Origin of the sequence: Erwinia sp. BNK-24-b (assembly GCF_047456155.1) — a bacterium.
GTDB classification, from domain to species: domain Bacteria; phylum Pseudomonadota; class Gammaproteobacteria; order Enterobacterales; family Enterobacteriaceae; genus Erwinia; species Erwinia phyllosphaerae.
The window spans coordinates 2,341,374-2,359,035 of sequence record NZ_CP179901.1; the positions used below are offsets into that span (position 1 = coordinate 2,341,374).

The window sequence follows — 17,662 nt, forward strand, 5'->3', positions numbered from 1 at the left end:
GTGAGTGCTGAAGTAATCATCGGCGTCCTGCTGGTAGTAACGCTGCTGGCCTATCTGATTTATGCCCTGATTTATGCGGAGGCCTTCTGATGGCGGCTTCCGCATTTTTACTGGTGGCCAGTTATCTGCTGCTGCTGTTGCTGCTGGCCTGGCCGCTGGGACGGCTTATCGCCCGGCTGGTGGACGTCAGGCCGCTGCCGCTGCTGGGCCTTATTGAAGCCGCTATCTGGCGCATAGCTGGCCTGCGCGGTGAGATGCGCTGGCAAACTTATCTGCTGGCTGTTCTGTTGTTTAACGCGCTGGGTTTTCTGCTGCTGCTGGCTATTTTGCTTTTTCAGGGGAACCTTCCGCTCAATCCACAGCATTTTCCCGGTCTGAAGTGGGACCTGGCTCTGAATACCGCCGTTTCGTTTATCACTAACACCGACTGGCAGGCCTATGCGGGTGAGTCGACGCTAAGTTATTTCAGCCAGATGGCCGGACTTACGGTACAAAACTTCTTTTCGGCCGCCAGCGGCATTGCCGTTGCTTTTGCGTTGATGCGCGCCTTCTCGCGCCAGTCGGCCACTACGCTGGGCAACGCCTGGCAAGATCTGGTGCGCATTACGCTGTGGTTGCTGTTGCCGCTTTCGCTGCTGTTTGCGCTACTGCTTATTCAGCAAGGCGTTATCCAGAATTTTTCTGCCTATCTTTCCTTCACCAGCATTGAAGGCGCACGCCAGCAGTTGCCAATGGGGCCGGTGGCTTCGCAGGAGGCGATTAAACTGCTGGGCACTAACGGCGGCGGCTTCTTTAACGCCAACTCTGCTCATCCTTTTGAAAACCCGACAGATATTAGCAACATTATGCAGATGCTGGCGATTCTGCTGATCCCTGCCGCGCTCTGCTTTGCCTTTGGCAGAGTGGTGAAGGATATACGCCAGGGCAAGGCGATCCTCGCGGCCATGACCATTATTTTTGTTGTTTGCGCCGCCGCCATCTTCTGGGCCGAAAGTCAGGGCAATACGGCGCTGGCCCAGGCTGGCGCGGTAAATATCAACATGGAAGGGAAAGAGAGCCGCTTTGGCATTCTTGCCAGCGCTTTTTATGCCGTTGTGACCACGGCGGCCTCCTGCGGTGCGGTCAACGCCATGCACGATTCGCTGACCGCGCTGGGTGGCCTGCTGCCGATGTGGCTGATGCAGACTGGCGAAGTGGTGTTTGGCGGCGTTGGCTCCGGCCTTTACGGCATGCTGCTGTTTGTCCTTCTGGCGGTATTTATTGCCGGACTAATGATTGGCCGTACGCCGGAGTATCTGGGCAAAAAGATCGACGTCCGCGAAATGAAAATGACGGCGCTGGCGATCCTGGTCACGCCCGCGCTGGTGCTGTGCGGCAGCGCGCTGGCGATGATGACCACTGAGGGGCGTGCGGGCATGCTCAACCCCGGCGCGCACGGCTTCAGCGAAGTGCTCTACGCCCTTTCCTCTGCCGCCAACAACAACGGCAGCGCCTTTGGTGGGTTGTCTGCCAACACACCGTTCTGGAACCTGCTGCTAGCGTTCTGCATGCTGGCCGGCCGTTTTCTGGTGATTGTTCCCGTGATGGCGCTGGCCGGCTCGCTGGCCGCGAAAAAACATCAGCCCGTGGGCGCCGGTACGCTGCCCACGCACGGCCCGCTGTTTATCGGGCTATTGGTTGGCACCGTGCTTTTAACGGGCGCGCTGACTTTTATTCCCGCGCTGGCTTCAGGCCCGATTGCGGATCACCTGCTGAATACGGAGATTGTTCGATGAGTCGTCAACCAAAGGCGCTGCCTGAACCTGCGATGCTGCGCCGGGAGCTGTTTGATGCGCTGCGTAAGCTCGACCCGCGCGCGCAGTGGCGAAATCCGGTGATGTTTATCGTCTGGATCGGTAGCGTATTGACCACGCTGCTGGCCGTGGCTATGGCCTGCGGCATGGCTGGCGACGCCGTTTTCACCGCCGCCGTCAGCGTATGGCTCTGGTTTACCGTGTTGTTTGCCTGCTTTGCCGAAGCGCTGGCGGAAGGCCGCAGTAAAGCGCAGGCCAGCAGCCTGAAGAGCGTGCAAAAAACCTCGTTTGCCCGTCGCTTAAAGGAGGGCCGCCATGACGCCCCTTCTGAACAGGTTGCCGCCAGCGATCTGCGTAAAGGTGACATCGTGCTGGCCAGCGCGGGCGAAATTATTCCCTGCGACGGCGAGGTTATAGAAGGTGGCGCATCCGTTGATGAAAGCGCGATCACCGGCGAATCGGCTCCCGTGATACGCGAGTCCGGCGGCGATTTTGCTTCGGTGACGGGCGGCACGCGCATTCTCTCCGACTGGCTGGTCATTCGCTGCACCGCTAACCCCGGCGAAACCTTTCTGGACCGCATGATCGCGATGGTCGAAGGAGCCAACCGCCGTAAAACGCCTAACGAAATCGCGCTGACTATTTTGCTGATTGCGCTGACGGTGGTCTTTCTGCTGGCAACGGCAACGCTATGGCCTTTTTCCGGCTGGAGCGGAACGCCGGTCAACGTCACGGTGCTGATTGCGCTGCTGGTTTGCCTGATTCCCACCACTATCGGCGGCCTGCTGTCGGCTATCGGCGTGGCCGGAATGAGCCGCATGCTCGGCGCTAACGTTATCGCTACCAGCGGTCGCGCGGTGGAAGCGGCAGGCGATGTGGATATTCTGCTGCTGGACAAGACCGGCACCATTACGTTGGGCAATCGCCAGGCCTCCGACTTCTTTCCCGCGTCAGGCGTGGAAGAGCGACAGCTGGCCGATGCGGCCCAGCTGGCCTCGCTGGCGGATGAAACGCCGGAAGGCCGCAGTATCGTCATCCTGGCGAAACAGCGCTTTGCGCTGCGTGAACGCAACCTGGAGCAGCTACAGGCTACTTTTATCCCCTTTACGGCTCAAACGCGTATGAGCGGTATTAACCTGCCGGAGCGCAGCATTCGTAAAGGATCGGCGGACGCTATTCGCCGCCACGTTACCGCTAACGACGCCTCCTTTCCGGCAGAAATTGACGAGCTGGTTGAGCGCGTTGCCAGCCAGGGCGGTACGCCGCTGGTGGTGGCGGAAAATTGCCGCGTGCTGGGCGTTATTGCTCTGCGGGATATTGTTAAAGGCGGCATTCGGGAGCGCTTTGCCGAACTGCGCAAAATGGGTATCCGTACCGTGATGATCACGGGCGATAATCCGCTGACCGCAGCCGCTATCGCCGCCGAAGCAGGCGTGGATGATTTCCTGGCCGAGGCCACGCCGGAAGCAAAGCTGGCGCTAATCCGCCAGTATCAGGCCGAAGGTCGGCTGGTCGCGATGACCGGCGACGGCACCAACGATGCCCCGGCGCTGGCGCAGGCGGACGTGGCGGTAGCGATGAACTCCGGTACGCAAGCCGCCAGGGAAGCGGGCAACATGGTCGATCTGGACTCCAGCCCGACCAAGCTTATCGAAGTGGTGCATATCGGCAAACAGATGCTGATGACGCGCGGTTCGCTGACGACCTTCAGCCTTGCCAACGACGTAGCAAAATACTTTGCCATTATTCCGGCGGCGTTTACCGCCAGCTACCCACAGTTCGCGGCGCTGAACGTGATGCATTTGCACTCACCCTCCTCGGCTATCCTGAGCGCGGTGATCTTTAACGCGCTGATCATTATCTTCCTGATCCCGCTGGCGCTTAAAGGCGTCAGCTATAAACCGCTTAGCGCCGCTGCGCTACTGCGCCGTAACCTGGCAATTTACGGTCTGGGTGGTCTGGTGGTGCCGTTTGTCGGCATTAAACTTATCGATCTGCTGCTACAGCTATAGGGAGTTTTCCATGACGCAATTACGTCCTGCATTGATGGTTATGCTGTTGCTGGTGCTGCTGACTGGCGGACTCTATCCGCTGCTTACCACCCAGTTGGGCCAGTGGTTTTTTCCGTATCAGGCTGGCGGCTCTTTGCTGGAGCAGCACGGCATTCGCGGCTCGAGCCTGCTCGGCCAGGCCTTCAGCGAAGCGAAATATTTTCACGGCCGCCCTTCTGTTACCGCCGATAGCCCGTATAATCCGCTGGCAAGCGGCGGCAGTAATTTATCCGTCGGCAATCCGGCGCTGAACAGAATGATTGCCGAACGCGTCGCCCGCGCCCGCCAGGAGAATCCGGATGCCGTTGGTCGCGTACCGGCCGACCTCGTGACCGCTTCCGCCAGCGGGCTGGATAACGGTATCTCGCCTGAAGCGGCTCGCTGGCAGGCGGCGCGCGTGGCGCAGAGCCGTCAGCTGACGCCAGAGACACTTAACGGCCTGATCGCCGCCCATACCCACTATCCTTTGTTCAGCTTCAGCGGCCAGCCTTTTGTCAACGTAGCCGAGCTGAATCTGGCGCTGGATACGCTCCAGGCAAAATAAGGAACCGGCATGGCTGATACGCTCCGCCCCAATCCCGACAGGCTATTGCTACAGACCGAGCGCCAGCGCGGCAGGCTAAAAATTTTCTTTGGCGCCTGCGCTGGCGTAGGGAAAACCTGGGCAATGTTACAGGAAGCGCAGCGTCTGCGAGCGCAACAGCTGGACGTGTTAATCGGCGTAGTGGAAACCCATGGCCGCCAGGAAACGGCGGCGTTGCTTCAGGGTCTGCCCCACCTGCCCGCCCGGCAGCACCTGTACCGTGACCGCGTGCTGGAAGAGTTTGACCTTGATGCGGCGCTGGCTCGCCATCCTGCGGTGATGTTGATGGATGAACTGGCGCACAGCAACGCACCCGGTTCTCGTCATCCCAAACGCTGGCAGGATGTGGAAGAGCTACTGGCCGCCGGGATTGACGTGCTGACTACCGTTAATGTTCAGCACCTGGAAAGCCTCAACGATGTGGTCAACGGCGTAACCGGCATTCAGGTTCGGGAAACCTTGCCCGATCCGGTTTTCGATGCGGCAGATGAAGTTATCCTGGTCGATTTACCGCCGGACGATCTGCTGCTGCGTCTTAAGCAGGGCAAAGTCTACAGCGGCGAACGCGCCGACAAGGCCGCCGAAAATTTCTTTCGCAAAGGAAATCTTATCGCCTTGCGCGAGCTGGCTTTGCGGCGAACTGCCGAACGGGTAGATAACCAGATGCAGGCCTGGCGCGATGAGCGCGTGCAGGACAAAGTGTGGCATACGCGAGATGCCATTTTACTCTGCGTCAGCCATAGCCAGGGCAATGAAAAGCTGGTGCGTACGGCGGCGCGACTTGCCGCGAAGTTGGGCAGCGAATGGCATGCGGTTTGCGTTGAAACCCCTGGCTGGCGGCGTTCGAGACACCAGCGCAGCAACGCGCTTGATGCGCTGAAGCTGGCCCGCCAGCTCGGTGCGGAAAGCGCCGTGCTGGCCGATACCTCTGCGGACAAGGCGATAACGCGTTACGCACGCGAGCATAATCTTGGCAAAGTCGTTATCGGGCGCGGCGGCACACGCTGGTTCGAACTTTCGCTGGCCGAACGGCTGGCGTCCCGCGCGCCCGAGCTGGATTTGATCGTCGTTGCACCCGGCGAGAAAACGGTCGATTCGTCCGGCTTAAAAAATACCGCAAGCACGGCCCAGAAATGGCAGGAAGGGATCCGCGGCTGTCTGCTGGCGGTGCTGCTCTGCGCGTTAATAACCTTTGTCGCCAGCCGGTGGCTATCCGCCTTCGACCCCGCCAACCTGGTAATGCTCTATCTGCTGGCGGTAGTGATTGTGGCGCTGCTGGCCGGTCGCTGGCCATCGGTATTTGCTTCGCTGATCAACGTGGCCAGTTTCGATCTCTTTTTTGTCTCGCCAAAAGGCACGCTGGCCGTATCTGACGCACAGTATCTGCTTACCTTCGGCGTGATGCTAAGCATCGGCCTGATTGTAGGGAACCTGACGGCGGGCGTGCGCTATCAGGCCCGCATCGCCCGCCATCGGGAACGACGCACCTGGCAACTTTATGAACTTTCCAGCTCGCTGGCGAAAGCGCGTGCGCCGCAGGCTATCGCCACGGCAAGCCAGAAGGCTATCTATACCCTCTTTCAGGCCACCAGCGAACTGCTACTGCCTGATGAACATGACCGTTTAGTGCCGCAATCGCCGCCTTCCGATCTGCAATGGGATGAGGGTATTGTCCGCTGGAGCTATGAGCATGGTCAGCCAGCCGGGGCGGGAACCGACACCCTGCCCGGCGTCTCTTATCAAATCTTGCCGCTGCGTGCGGAGGGAAAGACCTTTGGCGTGCTGGTGATTGAACTGAAAAGGCAGCCGCAGCTGATCCCGGAACAGATACGGCTGCTGGATACAGTTATCCTGCTGACCGCCAGCGCGCTGGAGCGATTACAGCTCACCGCCAGCGAAGAGCAGGCGCGCATGACCGGTGAACGTGAACAGCTGCGCCATTCGCTGCTGGCGGCGCTCTCACACGATTTACGTACGCCGCTGACCGTACTGTTTGGCCAGGCGGAAATTTTGACGCTGGACTTGGCCGCTGAAGGCTCTGTTCACGCCAGACAGGCCAGCGAGATCCGTCAGTACGTGCTGAGGCTGACGCGCCTGGTTAACAATCTACTGGATATGGCACGCCTGCAAACGGGCGGCATCTATTTGCGCAAGGAGTGGCTAACGCTTGAAGAGATGCTGGGCAGCGCGCTGGCGACGCTGGATCCGGGCCGCAGCAGCCATAACATTGAACTGGAGATGCCCGACCCGCTGGCGCTGATCCACGTTGACGGGCCGCTGTTTGAGCGTGTTTTACTGAATCTGCTGGAGAACGCGCTGAAATACGCCGGGCCACAGGCCAGCGTGGGTATCAGAGGCTATACCCGCGCGGGCGAGATGCAGATTGAGGTGTGGGACAGCGGCCCCGGCCTGCCGCCGGGACAGGAACAGGCGCTGTTTGCAAAATTCTCGCGGGGCGATAAGGAATCCGCGATCCCTGGCGTCGGGCTGGGGCTGGCAATTTGTCAGGCAATCGTAGAAGTACACAACGGCACTATTGTCGCGCATAATCGACCCGAGGGCGGCGCCAGCTTTGTGGTTACGCTGCCGCAGGAGCCGCTACCGGAGTTTGCCAGCCCAGGTGAAGAACTGTGACAACCATTGTAATTATTGAAGATGAAAAAGAGATAAGCCGTTTTCTGCGCATCGCGCTGGAAAATGACGAGATGCGCGTCGTTGAAGCGCCGACCCTGCAGCGTGGCCTGCTGGAAGCCGCCACCCGCAAACCCGATCTGGTCATTCTTGATTTAGGCTTGCCGGATGGCGACGGCCTGACTTTTATCCGGGAATTCCGTCAGTGGAGCCAGCGGCCAGTGATTGTTCTGTCTGCCCGCAGTGACGAACAGGATAAAATTGCCGCGCTGGACGCTGGCGCAGATGACTATTTGAGTAAACCTTTCGGCATTGGCGAGTTGCAGGCCAGGCTACGCGCGGCGCTGCGCCGCACGTTTTCCGATACGCAGGACCCGCTTTATACTTTCTCCGATGTGCAGGTTGACCTGGCCGCACGGCGTATTACTCGCGCCGGGCAGGTGCTACATTTAACACCGACCGAATTCAGGCTGCTAACCGTCTTGTTAAATAATCATGGCAAAGTGTTGACCCAGCGCCAGCTATTATTACAGGTCTGGGGACCTAACGCGTCCGAACACAGCCACTACCTGCGTATTTATATGGGCCATTTAAGGCAGAAGCTGGAAACCGATCCGGCAAGGCCGCGCCATTTACTTACGGAAACAGGCATAGGCTATCGCTTTATGCTTTAGCATCACCTGCTATTGTTACCCACAGCAATACAAAGAAAAAATAATATTGGCTCGCCATCACACTTTATATTAACGCTTCAATGCTACTCTTTTGCACCCGAAACTGGATGCTAAAAAAGAAGTCTTTAAGGATTAATATGAAATGGAAAACAACCATAGCGACCATCTCCGGCCTTATCCTCACTTTTACCTCCGTCGCCAACGCGGCACTTTCCTTCTCGCAACGAACGGATATTAAACCTGCCAAATTTACGCACGCCCGAATAATTTTCAACGGTTCCATCGAAGCCGATAACTCTCTGGAGCTGATTGAGTCGCTTGAAAAACTGAACCACAACTATCCGGCGCTCAAGGATATTACCCTTTACATCAATAGCTATGGCGGCGACATGGACAGTGGCTATATGCTTTTTCAGGCCGTTAAAAGTTCCGCTATTCCAGTTGTTACCGTAAACCTGTCAATGACGGCCTCCGCCGCCACGCTGATGTACTGTGCAGCAAAGCAGCGTCTCGTGATGCCTGCTGCTATGTTTTTACTCCACCCGGCTTCGGTAGAAAATATCAACCGGCAGTATTTGAAACCTGATGAGCTTGCGCGATTAAAAGAAATGAACGATCGGAGCAACCAGCTGTTCAAAAGCGTTTATAAGAAGTGTACTAATTTAAGCGATAGCGAAACAGATGCTTTGGTTTACAGCGAATCGTCAAGCGTCCTGTTAAATGCCAGACAGGCTATAGCAAAGAAAATGGCTACCGGCATCACGGACGTTTTAAAACAGGCAGATATTTCGCTCACCATTAGCGATGAAAAAAAATAACTCTACGTTCAGATAAGGATAACTGAATGAAATGCTTCTTTTCCGTCATAGTGTTTACCCCTTGGCTGTTTTCCGGCTGCGCTATAGAAAATTTTAAGCCGGAAAGCGTACGGCCAGGCTCTCCACCTTCTCAGCCAGTCATTAACGCCAAACCCAGCAAGCAGCAGCGTGAAGCTATTATGTCGGGCGGAAAGCCGGACTGGAGCGAAGTAACCATCCCTGGCAGATCGCGACCGCTTAAAAAGTAATATCTGGCACTAAACAATCGCCGATTCGGGTAGCCGGATAACGCTGTAGCGCGCTCCGGCTTGCCGTACCTGCCGAAGAGGACAGCCTGTTTAACGTATAACCCTAAAGAGGACAGGCTGTTTAACGTATAACAAAGCGTATCCTTATAGCTTGTGCTGATGCTCCCAGCCGAGCCCATATCCTCGTGGGAAAGCCACGGTGCCACTGCCGGTTGCTGCATCCCATTCTTTCCACACGGTAACGGGCAGCCTGCCCTGCGGCTCGCGCTTTCCCGTCAGGATTTCAGCCAGCGAACGCATGGCCGGGCCGCGCCAGACGCCGTTATCCAGTCCATAGAAAGAATAAACCGCCAGCGCGGCATCCACTCGATCGGCATAGTTAGCGATATCGTAAGGCGCGCGTAGCGAAAGATGGACGCATTTTTTGTGCTGTTCCGCAGCGTAATTCAGCCAGCCGGACACGCCGTTACCGCCCGCGTTGATACGATCGGCACTGGCTTCAACCGGCGTATAGCTGGTTGACAGCGTGCCAAACAGAAAGACGTCACACCTCGCGATTTGCGCTCTGATATTCGCCTCGTTCAGGCTGCTGAAGTCCGCTGCCGTCACCTGATAACCCTGTTCAGCCATGACGGCAGCAATGCCTGCGCCTTGCTCCTGCGCGGGCGTAAGAATAAAGCAGCGCTGCGTCGGCTTTAGCGGCAGGGCTGCTTGCTTATTGATTACCAGCGTAATAGCGCCATCGGCGATCTGCTTCTCCAGCTCGCGACCCTTATTGCCATCAACGCCCCGCGACGTTTTTTCATCCGCCAGCAGGCCATAATGCTGCTTTAAGGTCAAAATCCTCTCAACGGAACGGTCAATCTCCGCCTCGCTAATCACGCCTTCATGTACTTTTTTTATCACGCTGGCGATTAACGCCGTCAGGTTTTTTGCCTGCTGAGACGACGTCACGCTCACGGGCATGAGAGCGATATCCACCCCTGCGGCAAAAACCTTCAGCAGCGCGTCCTGCTGATTAAAATTATCTGCGATCGCTCCCATGTTCAGCGCATCAGAAACGGTTACCCCTTGAAAACCCAGCTGGTCGCGCAGGATAACGGTTTGAATCTCTCTGGACATGGTGGCCGGAACAATAATTTTCTCGCCGTTCTGGTTTGTGACCAGATTGTTATCAAGCGCCGGATACTGGATATGCGCCGTCATAATCATATCCGGCGGCGTAGCAGACGCTATCGCCTGTCTGTAAGGGGCAATATCAATAGCCAGTGCGTCTTCCCGGCTGCGGTTGACCCGCGGTAGTGAAGTATGGGAATCGGTTGCGGTATCGCCGTGGCCGGGGAAATGTTTATAAGCCACCATTAACTGCTGCTGCTGCATGCCCGCAGCTACCTGCTGTGCCAGCGCAGTTACCTGTGACACACTATCACCGAAGGCGCGCACGTTGATAACCGGATTAGCAGGATTGCTGTTCACGTCCGCTACCGGCGCAAAATTGGTATTAATATGCAGCGACAGCATATCCCGGGCCATACAGGCTCCCTGCTCAAATGCCAGTTTTTTCTCTGTACAGCCCTGCACAGCGGCCAGCGCCATATTACCGGGAAAGGAAGCGTAGTCGCTGCGAGGCAAACGAAAAACGGCACCGCCTTCGTTATCGGTTGCAATAAACAGCCGGATCGCGCCAGCTGTTTTTAACGCGGCATACCAACCGGTAAGCGTGGCTATTTGTTGTTTATTTATCAGGTTATCGGCAAACAGAATGATGCCACCGATATGATGATCAAGAAGAATAGCGGCGATATCCGCTTCCGGTTGCGTCATTGCTATCGGCACGTGAGCGGATGCGTTCCAGCAACGAAAATCCAACATTATTTTTTGTCCCAGCTTCTCTTCCAGGGACATAGCCTGCACTCTTTCTTTAATATTCATTTCCGCTATCCTTTTCATTTAGCAACCATCCTCCAGCAGCCAGCATGGAAGAAGTCATCCGGTTATTTAATAATGATTCTCTTTTACATAAAATTGCGCTACCGTTCGATAAACCCACCTGCAAACGCTAACATTGCTGGCGAAATAAATTAATATAAAATTAAATCAATAAGTACAAACAGCATATAAAGTGAAGAAACCAAAATAACCAGCGAAGGGATAATACCAAATAAACCCTTGATTCTGAATGTTAATCTTTTGATATCCAGACAACAAAAAGCCAGTAGCGTTAACGCTATAACTAACGTAAGAATAACAATGGTCAGCGGTAAAAGGAACGCGTCACTGTAGGTTATGTTATTCAACACACTAAATATCGCAACAAAATGAACAATAAGATTAAGCCAACTTAACAAAATAGTGAGTGAGCGCGCAGCGGCGTCGTCAAACCCCGGGTTATCCCTTTTTTTGCAATCATACATTTTTAACCTGGAAAACCTGTCTTTAGCAAAAAGTTAATAATAGTTAATAGCGGGTTGCCATTAGTGAAATATAAGAATTTTTTTATTTTAGGTTTACTAATCCGGCGGGGATATTACCAGAAAACGTTACTTTAAAAATATAAATTACAGCAAAAACATTTTTTCCCTTTTGATTTTTTTCGTTGTCTAACGTGACAACCATCACATTTGTGCCAGGCTTGTTGAGTGAATTAACCAAGATGAAGGAGCACATCATGAGCGAACAAACAAAAAAATCGTTACTGACCGTTGATTATCCGGCACCTCCGTTCCAGGAACAGCCGCAGCAGGCTCCAGGTCTTGCCAGTAAAATGATCCCACAGCCCGATCATGGTGAAAAAACCTATCGTGGCTCCGGCCGCTTGCAGGGTCGTAAAGCGCTGATCACCGGTGGTGACTCGGGTATCGGCCGTGCGGTGGCTATTGCCTATGCCCGTGAGGGTGCCGACGTAGCTATTGGCTATCTGCCTGAAGAAGAATCAGATGCGGCGGAAGTGATTAAGCTGATTGAAGCAGAAGGTCGTAAAGCCGTTGCGTTGCCGGGCGATATCCGTTCCGAAGAGTTTTGTAAGAAGCTGGTCAGCGATGCCGTAAGCCAGCTGGGCGGCCTTGATATTCTGGTGAATAACGCCGGACGCCAGCAGTACAACGAATCGATCCGTACCCTGAGCACGGAAGATTTTGACGCTACGTTTAAAACCAACGTTTATGCGCTGTTCTGGATCACTAAAGCAGCCGTAGATCATATTCCACGCGGCGGCGCTATCATCAATACCTCTTCCGTACAGGCTTATAGCCCAAGCGCTATCCTGCTGGACTATGCGCAGACCAAAGCTTCTATTGCCGCCTTTACTAAAGCGCTGGCGCAGCAGCTGGGTGAAGAAGGTATTCGTGTTAACGCCGTAGCGCCAGGTCCATACTGGACGCCGCTGCAGTCCAGCGGTGGTCAGCCACAGGAAAAAGTGAAACAGTTCGGCGGTACTGCTCCGCTTGGCCGTCCTGGCCAGCCAGCCGAAATCGCTCCACTGTATGTAACCCTTGCTTCGACTGAAAACAGCTACTCTTCTGGTCAGGTATGGTGTTCCGATGGTGGTACCGGCACGCTGTAATTTAGCGTAGCTGCATACCCTATTGCTTTAGATTTATAAGCAGTTTGAAACCCCCGGCTTGCCGGGGGTTTATTTTTGGTTATCTGCTAACTATGCCTGATTTATAACGGCAGAACGTTCTGCGCTCCCCCGCAGCGCTTCTACCGCGCGTGCAAAAAAGTCTTTTTCACCAAAATTTCCCGACTTTAGCGCTAGCGCCAGCGGCTTATCGCCTGGTGAGACCATCGCCGGTACGCCAGTATCAATTTCTTTGCCAATCATTAACGCAACCAAACCTAACGCGCTGACCACCGCACCCGACGTTTCACCGCCGCCAACCACGATACGGCGCGTGCCCTCGGCCACCAGTTTTTGCGCCGTCTTGCCAAACAGGTTGTCCAGCGCCTCAGCCACCTTTTCACGGCCATACTGTTGCTGAATGCTCTGTACGGCAGCCGGATCGCCAGATGAGTAAACCAGCGGCGCGTTACCCTGATGTTGATGAATAAAAGCGGTTAGCTGCTCCGGCCCGACGTTGCCTTCCAGTACGTCTCTGACCTCAATTTTCATGACCGGATGGGCTTTTTGATGCTCAAGGATCTGTTGCCGGGTTGCGCCGGAACAGCTGCCAACCAGAATGGCTTCAGGCCCTTCAATAAGCGGCGCACGGGCTTGTTCGCCAGAGGCTCGTCGCTGCGCAATAAAATTATGGGGAAGCGCCAGCGCAATTCCTGACCCGCCGGTAACCAGCCTGGCGCCCTTACAGGCCCGCCCAATCGTCGTAAGATCGTGCTCGCTAATGGCATCAACCACCAGCAAAGTACGCACCGGCTGATCATTAAGCACTTTTTGCAGCGCGGCACTGCCAGCAACCACCGTTTGCCACGGAATATGCGCAACGCGATTGACGCTTTGCCGTTGCAGTACGCGCCGCACGTCCGCATCCTTCATTGGTGTTAGTGGATGATGTTCCATCCCGGATTCGCTAAGCAGGCGATCCTGCACAAACAGATGTCCCTGATACAGCGTACGGCCCAGAGCCGGGAAAGCCGGGCAGATGACCACACTCTGTACCGCCAGCAACTCGGCCAGCGCATCCGTCACCGGGCCAATATTGCCGCTGTCGGTAGAGTCAAACGTGGAGCAGTATTTGAAAACGATCTGTTCACAGCCCTGCTCCAGCAGCCAGCGACAGGCGGCCAGCGCCTGCTCAACCGCGCTGCTGGCCGGAATTGAGCGGCTTTTAAGCGCGATAACGCCTGCTTCAACGTCGGCTGCTGCGGGTTCACAGGGAATACCCGCATACTGTGTGGTTTGCAGGCCGCCCTCGCCGGGCAAGCCTTTTGCCAACGTTACGGCAATATCGCTGGCACCGGTAAAATCATCTGCTATTACGCCAATCAACATAGCTTACCCCTTTGTAGCCAGCACGCTGGCCTTCATTCTTTTTACCGCCGCGTGCGGCGCGGTCAGTACCGGAATATCAACCAGCTGGCGCACGCTGGCCGCCGCGCGCGAGGTAGAGAAATGGGCCAGCATAATGACATCACAATGCTTCAGCTCACGCGCGCGGGCTGCAACCAGACGGTTATGGCTTTCTGCATCACCTTTCTTCAGCAGATCGATAGCGTCGGCCACCAGCAGCGTGGTGAGTTTTGCCGGTGAGCCGTGCTGTGCAACATAGTCGTTAAACTCCTCGGTCATGGTTTCCACCGCCGGGCCAAAGGTTGCGAGCATGCCGATATTTTTCCCCTGGGCTACCGCCTCCATAAACATCGCTTCATTTGGTTTATGTACGGCAATCGGCAGCGTCTGTGCCAGTTGGTCAATGGCTGGCCCAAAAGCGGAACAGGTCACCAGAATACCCTGTGCCTGCATTTCATAGCCGTAGCGGCCCAGCCTGACAAAACGATCGATCATCCCCTCAGAGAGCGTGCTCTCTTTCGCACGATCCAGAGAGAGCCCGTCATCCAGCAGGTTAACGGTTTCGGCCTCGGGCCAGACCTCGCTGAAGGCGGTATGAATAGGCGCCATCGCTACCGGCGTGGCGTGGAGTAATACAATTCTGCTCATCCTGATCTCCTGAAAGGCATATGCCCGATGAAGTTCAGCAAACGGGCTGAACGGTTATACTCAAATGTAAGGGCTTACAAATGCGGTTGTAAAGTGAAGTTGATCACAGAAAACCGTTCTGTGCTGGCCGAACTGTTATTGAAATGTTAGAAGGTATTAGCCATGATTGAAAGCGCTTACAAAATAAAGTGCGTTATTCGTCATGCTTATTCATGGCGCTGTGTGTTAACCCCTCTACGGAAGCGAGAACGCCTATGACTTCACCTGTTGATTCTTCTTCACTGCACGCCATACCCGGCGCGGCACCGACCGTGGGGAATCCCGCGTTGAAAAAAGTACCGCGTCATTTTCGCGATCTGCTGGCGCTGGACGATTTTGAACGTCATGCTCGTCGCCGGCTGCCGGAGATGATCTACCAGTACGTAGCTGGCGGCGTCGAAACGGGACGCGGTATCGCGGGTAATTTTGAAGCCTACCGTCAGTACACTTTTGTCCCGCGCATGTTCCGCGACGTTTCAGGCCGCGATCAGCACACCACGCTGTTTGGCCACGCTTATCACCATCCTTTTGGCGTTGCCCCGCTCGGCGGCGCTTCTTTTGTCGCCTATCAGGCGGATATTGCACTGGCAAAAGCGGCAAAAGCCATGAACGTCCCGATGATCCTTAGCGCCTCTTCGCTGGTAAAACTGGAAGATGTCCACGCGGCCAATCCTGACGCCTGGTTTCAGGCCTATCTGGCGGGCGATCAGCCGCGTATCGATCGCCTGCTGGATCGCGTTGCCGCCGCGGGTTACAGGACGCTGGTGGTCACTGGCGACACGCCAATGCTGGGCAACCGCGAACACAATACCCGCAGCGGCTTCAGCATGCCGATTAAGATCACGCCTAAAGTCGCACTGCAAAGCGCAATGAACCCGCGCTGGCTATTGGGCACGGTGGCGCAAACTTTCCTGCGTCACGGCGCGCCACACTTTGAAAATACCGATGCGGAACGTGGCCCGCCGATGATGTCGAGCAAAGTACGCAATACCAACGCGCGTGACAAACTCAGCTGGAAACATGTCGAGGCGATTCGCAAAAAATGGAAGGGAAACCTGGTCGTTAAAGGGCTGATGTCGCCGGAGGATGCCTTTATCGCTCGTGATTTGGGCGCGGACGCGGTGATTCTTTCTAACCACGGCGGACGCCAGCTTGATCACACCGTGCCGCCGCTGGTGACGCTCCCTGAAATCGCAGCGAAAAAAGGATCGATGAAGGTCATCATCGATAGCGGCATCCGGCGCGGTACTGACGTAATGAAAGCGATGGCGCTGGGTGCGGACTTCGTTTTTCTGGGCAGGCCTTTTTTGTATGGCGCGGTCATTGGCGGCCAGGCTGGCGTGGAACACGCCATGCATATTCTACGTGACGAGATCGATCGCGATCTGGCGCTGATTGGCGTGCGAACGCCGGGCGAACTCGATGCCAGCTACCTACGAAAAATAAGCTAAAAGGAAAACGTGATGAAAGAGAGTACACTCCGCCTGTTTAGCGTACTGGCGATACGCGCGCCCTTTATCGGGCTGGAAAAAAACTGGCAAAGCACACACGGCAACCTGCCGCTGGCTATCGACTGGAATCCGACCTCCGTGATTGAGAAAAAGATTGCCGCAGGTGAAACGGCGGATGCCGTAATCGTGACTGCTGAAGCGATGGACAAACTGATTGCAGGGGGTTATGTCGCGGCCAGCAGCCGGGTTGAGCTGGTGGACTCGCCGCTGGGGCTGGCCATGCTGCGCGATGCCGCCGCGCCCGATATCAGCAACGTGGCCGCTTTTAAGCAGGCATTGCTACAGGCAAAATCCGTGGCCTACTCGCTGGGCGGCGCAAGCGGCATCTATTTTCAAAAGCTGTTGAAAGAATTGGCTATTGAGCAGGAGATCAACGCGCGCGCCACTACCATTAACGAAGGTTTCACTGCCGCTCAGCTGCTGGATGGAACAGCGGATATTGCCGTGCAGCAGATAAGCGAACTGCTGATGGTCGAAGGCATCAAAGTCATCGGCCCGCTGCCGGAAGGCGCGCAGAAAATACTCTCTTTTTCCGGCGGCGTCTTTACCCGGGCAGCAAGGCCACAGCAGGCTGCCGCCCTGCTCGATTTTCTGCGTTCGCCGGAAGCGATGCAGGCTTTTAACGCCTGGGGGCTGACGGCGCGCGTTTGATTAGCGGATGGCGGCACGGGGCGCAGAGCCGGTGCTGCCACGCACGATCAGTTCCGGTTGCAGCAGCGTCTGCCGCGCGGCGGGCTCGCCATTGAGCGTGGCCAGCAGATAGTCGGCGGCAATCTCGCCAATACGATCCAGCTCCACCCGCATGGTGGTCAGAGGATGTTCCAGATGTTCGGCATATTCATAGTCGTTGAAGCCGGTAATCGAAATATCGCCAGGGATACGCAGATAGCGCTCGCTGGCCGCACGCATCGCTCCAAACGCCAGCAGATCGTTACCGCAGATAACCGCCGTCGGCGGATGCGGCCCGTCCAGCAGCCGGAACATCGCCTGACGCGCCTGGTTCATGGTAAACGCGCAGTTAATGAGATTGGCTTCATGCAGGTTTAGCCCGGCTGCTGCCAGCGCCTGCCGCGTGCCGGTCAGGCGATCCGAAACGCGATCGTTTGATGGCGGCGTACCGACAATCACGCCAAACGTTTTATGACCCAGCGCCAGCAAATGCGACGTTAACACGCCTGCGGCCTGCTCGTTATCGTAGCCTACGCCAGGGTAGCGCTCATCCACGGAAAACGTCTGTATACAGGGAATAGCCTGCTGCTCAATCCGCTCCCACAGGCGCGGATGGTGGCTGTTGCCCACCAGCATCAGCGCATCAATACCGTACTCCACCAGCTTGTTGACTTCTTTCAGCTCGGTATCGGGATCAAAATCTGAATTTGCCAGCAGCATGGTATAGCCAGACTGGTGGATTTTCTGCTGGAAGGCGGCCAGCGGGCGGGAAAAGGTTTCCGTCGCCAGCGTTGGCACCACTGCGCCAATAGACATACTACGGCGCGAAGCCAGTGTGCGGGCAGCCCGGTTAATCACATAGCCCAGCTCTTCACAGGCTCGTTCTACCGCCTCCCGGCGCGACTGGCGCACCGTGGCGCTGCCGTTCAGCACTCTTGATACCGTGGCGGTGGATACGCCCGCCAGAAGGGCAACATCTTCCAGCGATACGCGGCCAGACAGCGCAGGCTTATCGGACATCTTCAGACTCC

14 protein-coding genes are annotated in these 17,662 nt (G+C 55.9%); 10 read left to right on the forward strand and 4 right to left on the reverse strand.

All coding sequences use genetic code 11. The features are described 5' to 3' along the window. The 7 genes from kdpF to ACMGGR_RS10500 all read left to right on the forward strand — a co-directional run bounded on the left by kdpF (window position 1) and on the right by ACMGGR_RS10500 (window position 8,550). On the forward strand, window positions 1-90 hold the full coding sequence (gene kdpF, locus ACMGGR_RS10470) for a K(+)-transporting ATPase subunit F (RefSeq protein WP_246759334.1): 90 nt from the start codon (window positions 1-3) through the stop codon (window positions 88-90). After that, window positions 90-1,775 carry a potassium-transporting ATPase subunit KdpA gene (kdpA, locus tag ACMGGR_RS10475; RefSeq protein WP_414148862.1) on the forward strand — a complete coding sequence of 562 codons (1,686 nt, stop codon included), beginning with the start codon at window positions 90-92 and terminating at the stop codon, window positions 1,773-1,775. The genes kdpF and kdpA overlap by 1 nt, the downstream gene beginning before the upstream one ends. Next, the gene (gene kdpB, locus ACMGGR_RS10480) at window positions 1,772-3,805 is read left to right on the forward strand and encodes a potassium-transporting ATPase subunit KdpB (protein WP_414148863.1); all 2,034 of its coding nucleotides are present in this window, start codon (window positions 1,772-1,774) and stop codon (window positions 3,803-3,805) included. Before kdpA ends, kdpB begins: the two co-directional genes overlap by 4 nt. 10 nt (window positions 3,806-3,815) lie before the next feature. Then, window positions 3,816-4,388 carry a potassium-transporting ATPase subunit KdpC gene (gene kdpC / locus ACMGGR_RS10485; RefSeq protein ID WP_414148864.1) on the forward strand — a complete coding sequence of 191 codons (573 nt, stop codon included), beginning with the start codon at window positions 3,816-3,818 and terminating at the stop codon, window positions 4,386-4,388. A gap of 9 nt (window positions 4,389-4,397) precedes the next feature. Continuing rightward, the gene (gene kdpD, locus ACMGGR_RS10490; RefSeq protein ID WP_414148865.1) at window positions 4,398-7,061 is read left to right on the forward strand and encodes a two-component system sensor histidine kinase KdpD; all 2,664 of its coding nucleotides are present in this window, start codon (window positions 4,398-4,400) and stop codon (window positions 7,059-7,061) included. Next, a complete protein-coding gene (gene kdpE / locus ACMGGR_RS10495) occupies window positions 7,058-7,732 on the forward strand; it encodes a two-component system response regulator KdpE (RefSeq protein ID WP_414148866.1) in 675 nt (224 codons plus the stop codon). The genes kdpD and kdpE overlap by 4 nt, the downstream gene beginning before the upstream one ends. 137 nt (window positions 7,733-7,869) lie before the next feature. Next, window positions 7,870-8,550, forward strand: a complete 681-nt coding sequence (locus ACMGGR_RS10500; protein ID WP_414148867.1) for an ATP-dependent Clp protease proteolytic subunit — start codon at window positions 7,870-7,872, stop codon at window positions 8,548-8,550. 392 nt (window positions 8,551-8,942) lie between these two features. On the opposite strand, the gene ACMGGR_RS10505 is transcribed toward ACMGGR_RS10500, so the two are convergent. Then, window positions 8,943-10,730, reverse strand: coding sequence for a glycoside hydrolase family 3 N-terminal domain-containing protein (locus ACMGGR_RS10505; RefSeq protein ID WP_414148868.1), 1,788 nt, complete (start codon window positions 10,728-10,730; stop codon window positions 8,943-8,945). A gap of 736 nt (window positions 10,731-11,466) precedes the next feature. Here ACMGGR_RS10505 and ACMGGR_RS10510 point away from each other — a divergent pair. Beyond that, complete coding sequence (locus ACMGGR_RS10510; protein ID WP_246759325.1) at window positions 11,467-12,360, forward strand: SDR family oxidoreductase; 894 nt, start codon at window positions 11,467-11,469, stop codon at window positions 12,358-12,360. 90 nt (window positions 12,361-12,450) lie between these two features. Here the strand turns inward: ACMGGR_RS10510 and otnK are convergent, their stop codons facing one another. Together otnK and ACMGGR_RS10520 are read right to left on the reverse strand one after the other, a co-directional pair. Next, window positions 12,451-13,746, reverse strand: a complete 1,296-nt coding sequence (gene otnK, locus ACMGGR_RS10515) for a 3-oxo-tetronate kinase (protein ID WP_414148869.1) — start codon at window positions 13,744-13,746, stop codon at window positions 12,451-12,453. 3 nt (window positions 13,747-13,749) lie between these two features. After that, a complete protein-coding gene (locus ACMGGR_RS10520) occupies window positions 13,750-14,412 on the reverse strand; it encodes an aspartate/glutamate racemase family protein (protein WP_246759323.1) in 663 nt (220 codons plus the stop codon). A gap of 254 nt (window positions 14,413-14,666) precedes the next feature. Here ACMGGR_RS10520 and ACMGGR_RS10525 point away from each other — a divergent pair, with 254 nt between their 5' ends. Together ACMGGR_RS10525 and ACMGGR_RS10530 are read left to right on the forward strand one after the other, a co-directional pair. After that, entirely contained in the window at window positions 14,667-15,902 is a 1,236-nt protein-coding gene (locus ACMGGR_RS10525; protein WP_246759322.1) for an alpha-hydroxy acid oxidase, read from the forward strand. 12 nt (window positions 15,903-15,914) lie between these two features. After that, window positions 15,915-16,613 (forward strand): molybdate ABC transporter substrate-binding protein, encoded by a 699-nt coding sequence (locus ACMGGR_RS10530; RefSeq protein WP_414148870.1) that lies wholly within the window; start codon window positions 15,915-15,917, stop codon window positions 16,611-16,613. Here ACMGGR_RS10530 and ACMGGR_RS10535 read toward each other — a convergent pair whose 3' ends face one another. Then, window positions 16,614-17,651 carry a LacI family DNA-binding transcriptional regulator gene (locus tag ACMGGR_RS10535; protein WP_414148871.1) on the reverse strand — a complete coding sequence of 346 codons (1,038 nt, stop codon included), beginning with the start codon at window positions 17,649-17,651 and terminating at the stop codon, window positions 16,614-16,616. Window positions 17,652-17,662 lie beyond the last annotated feature (11 nt).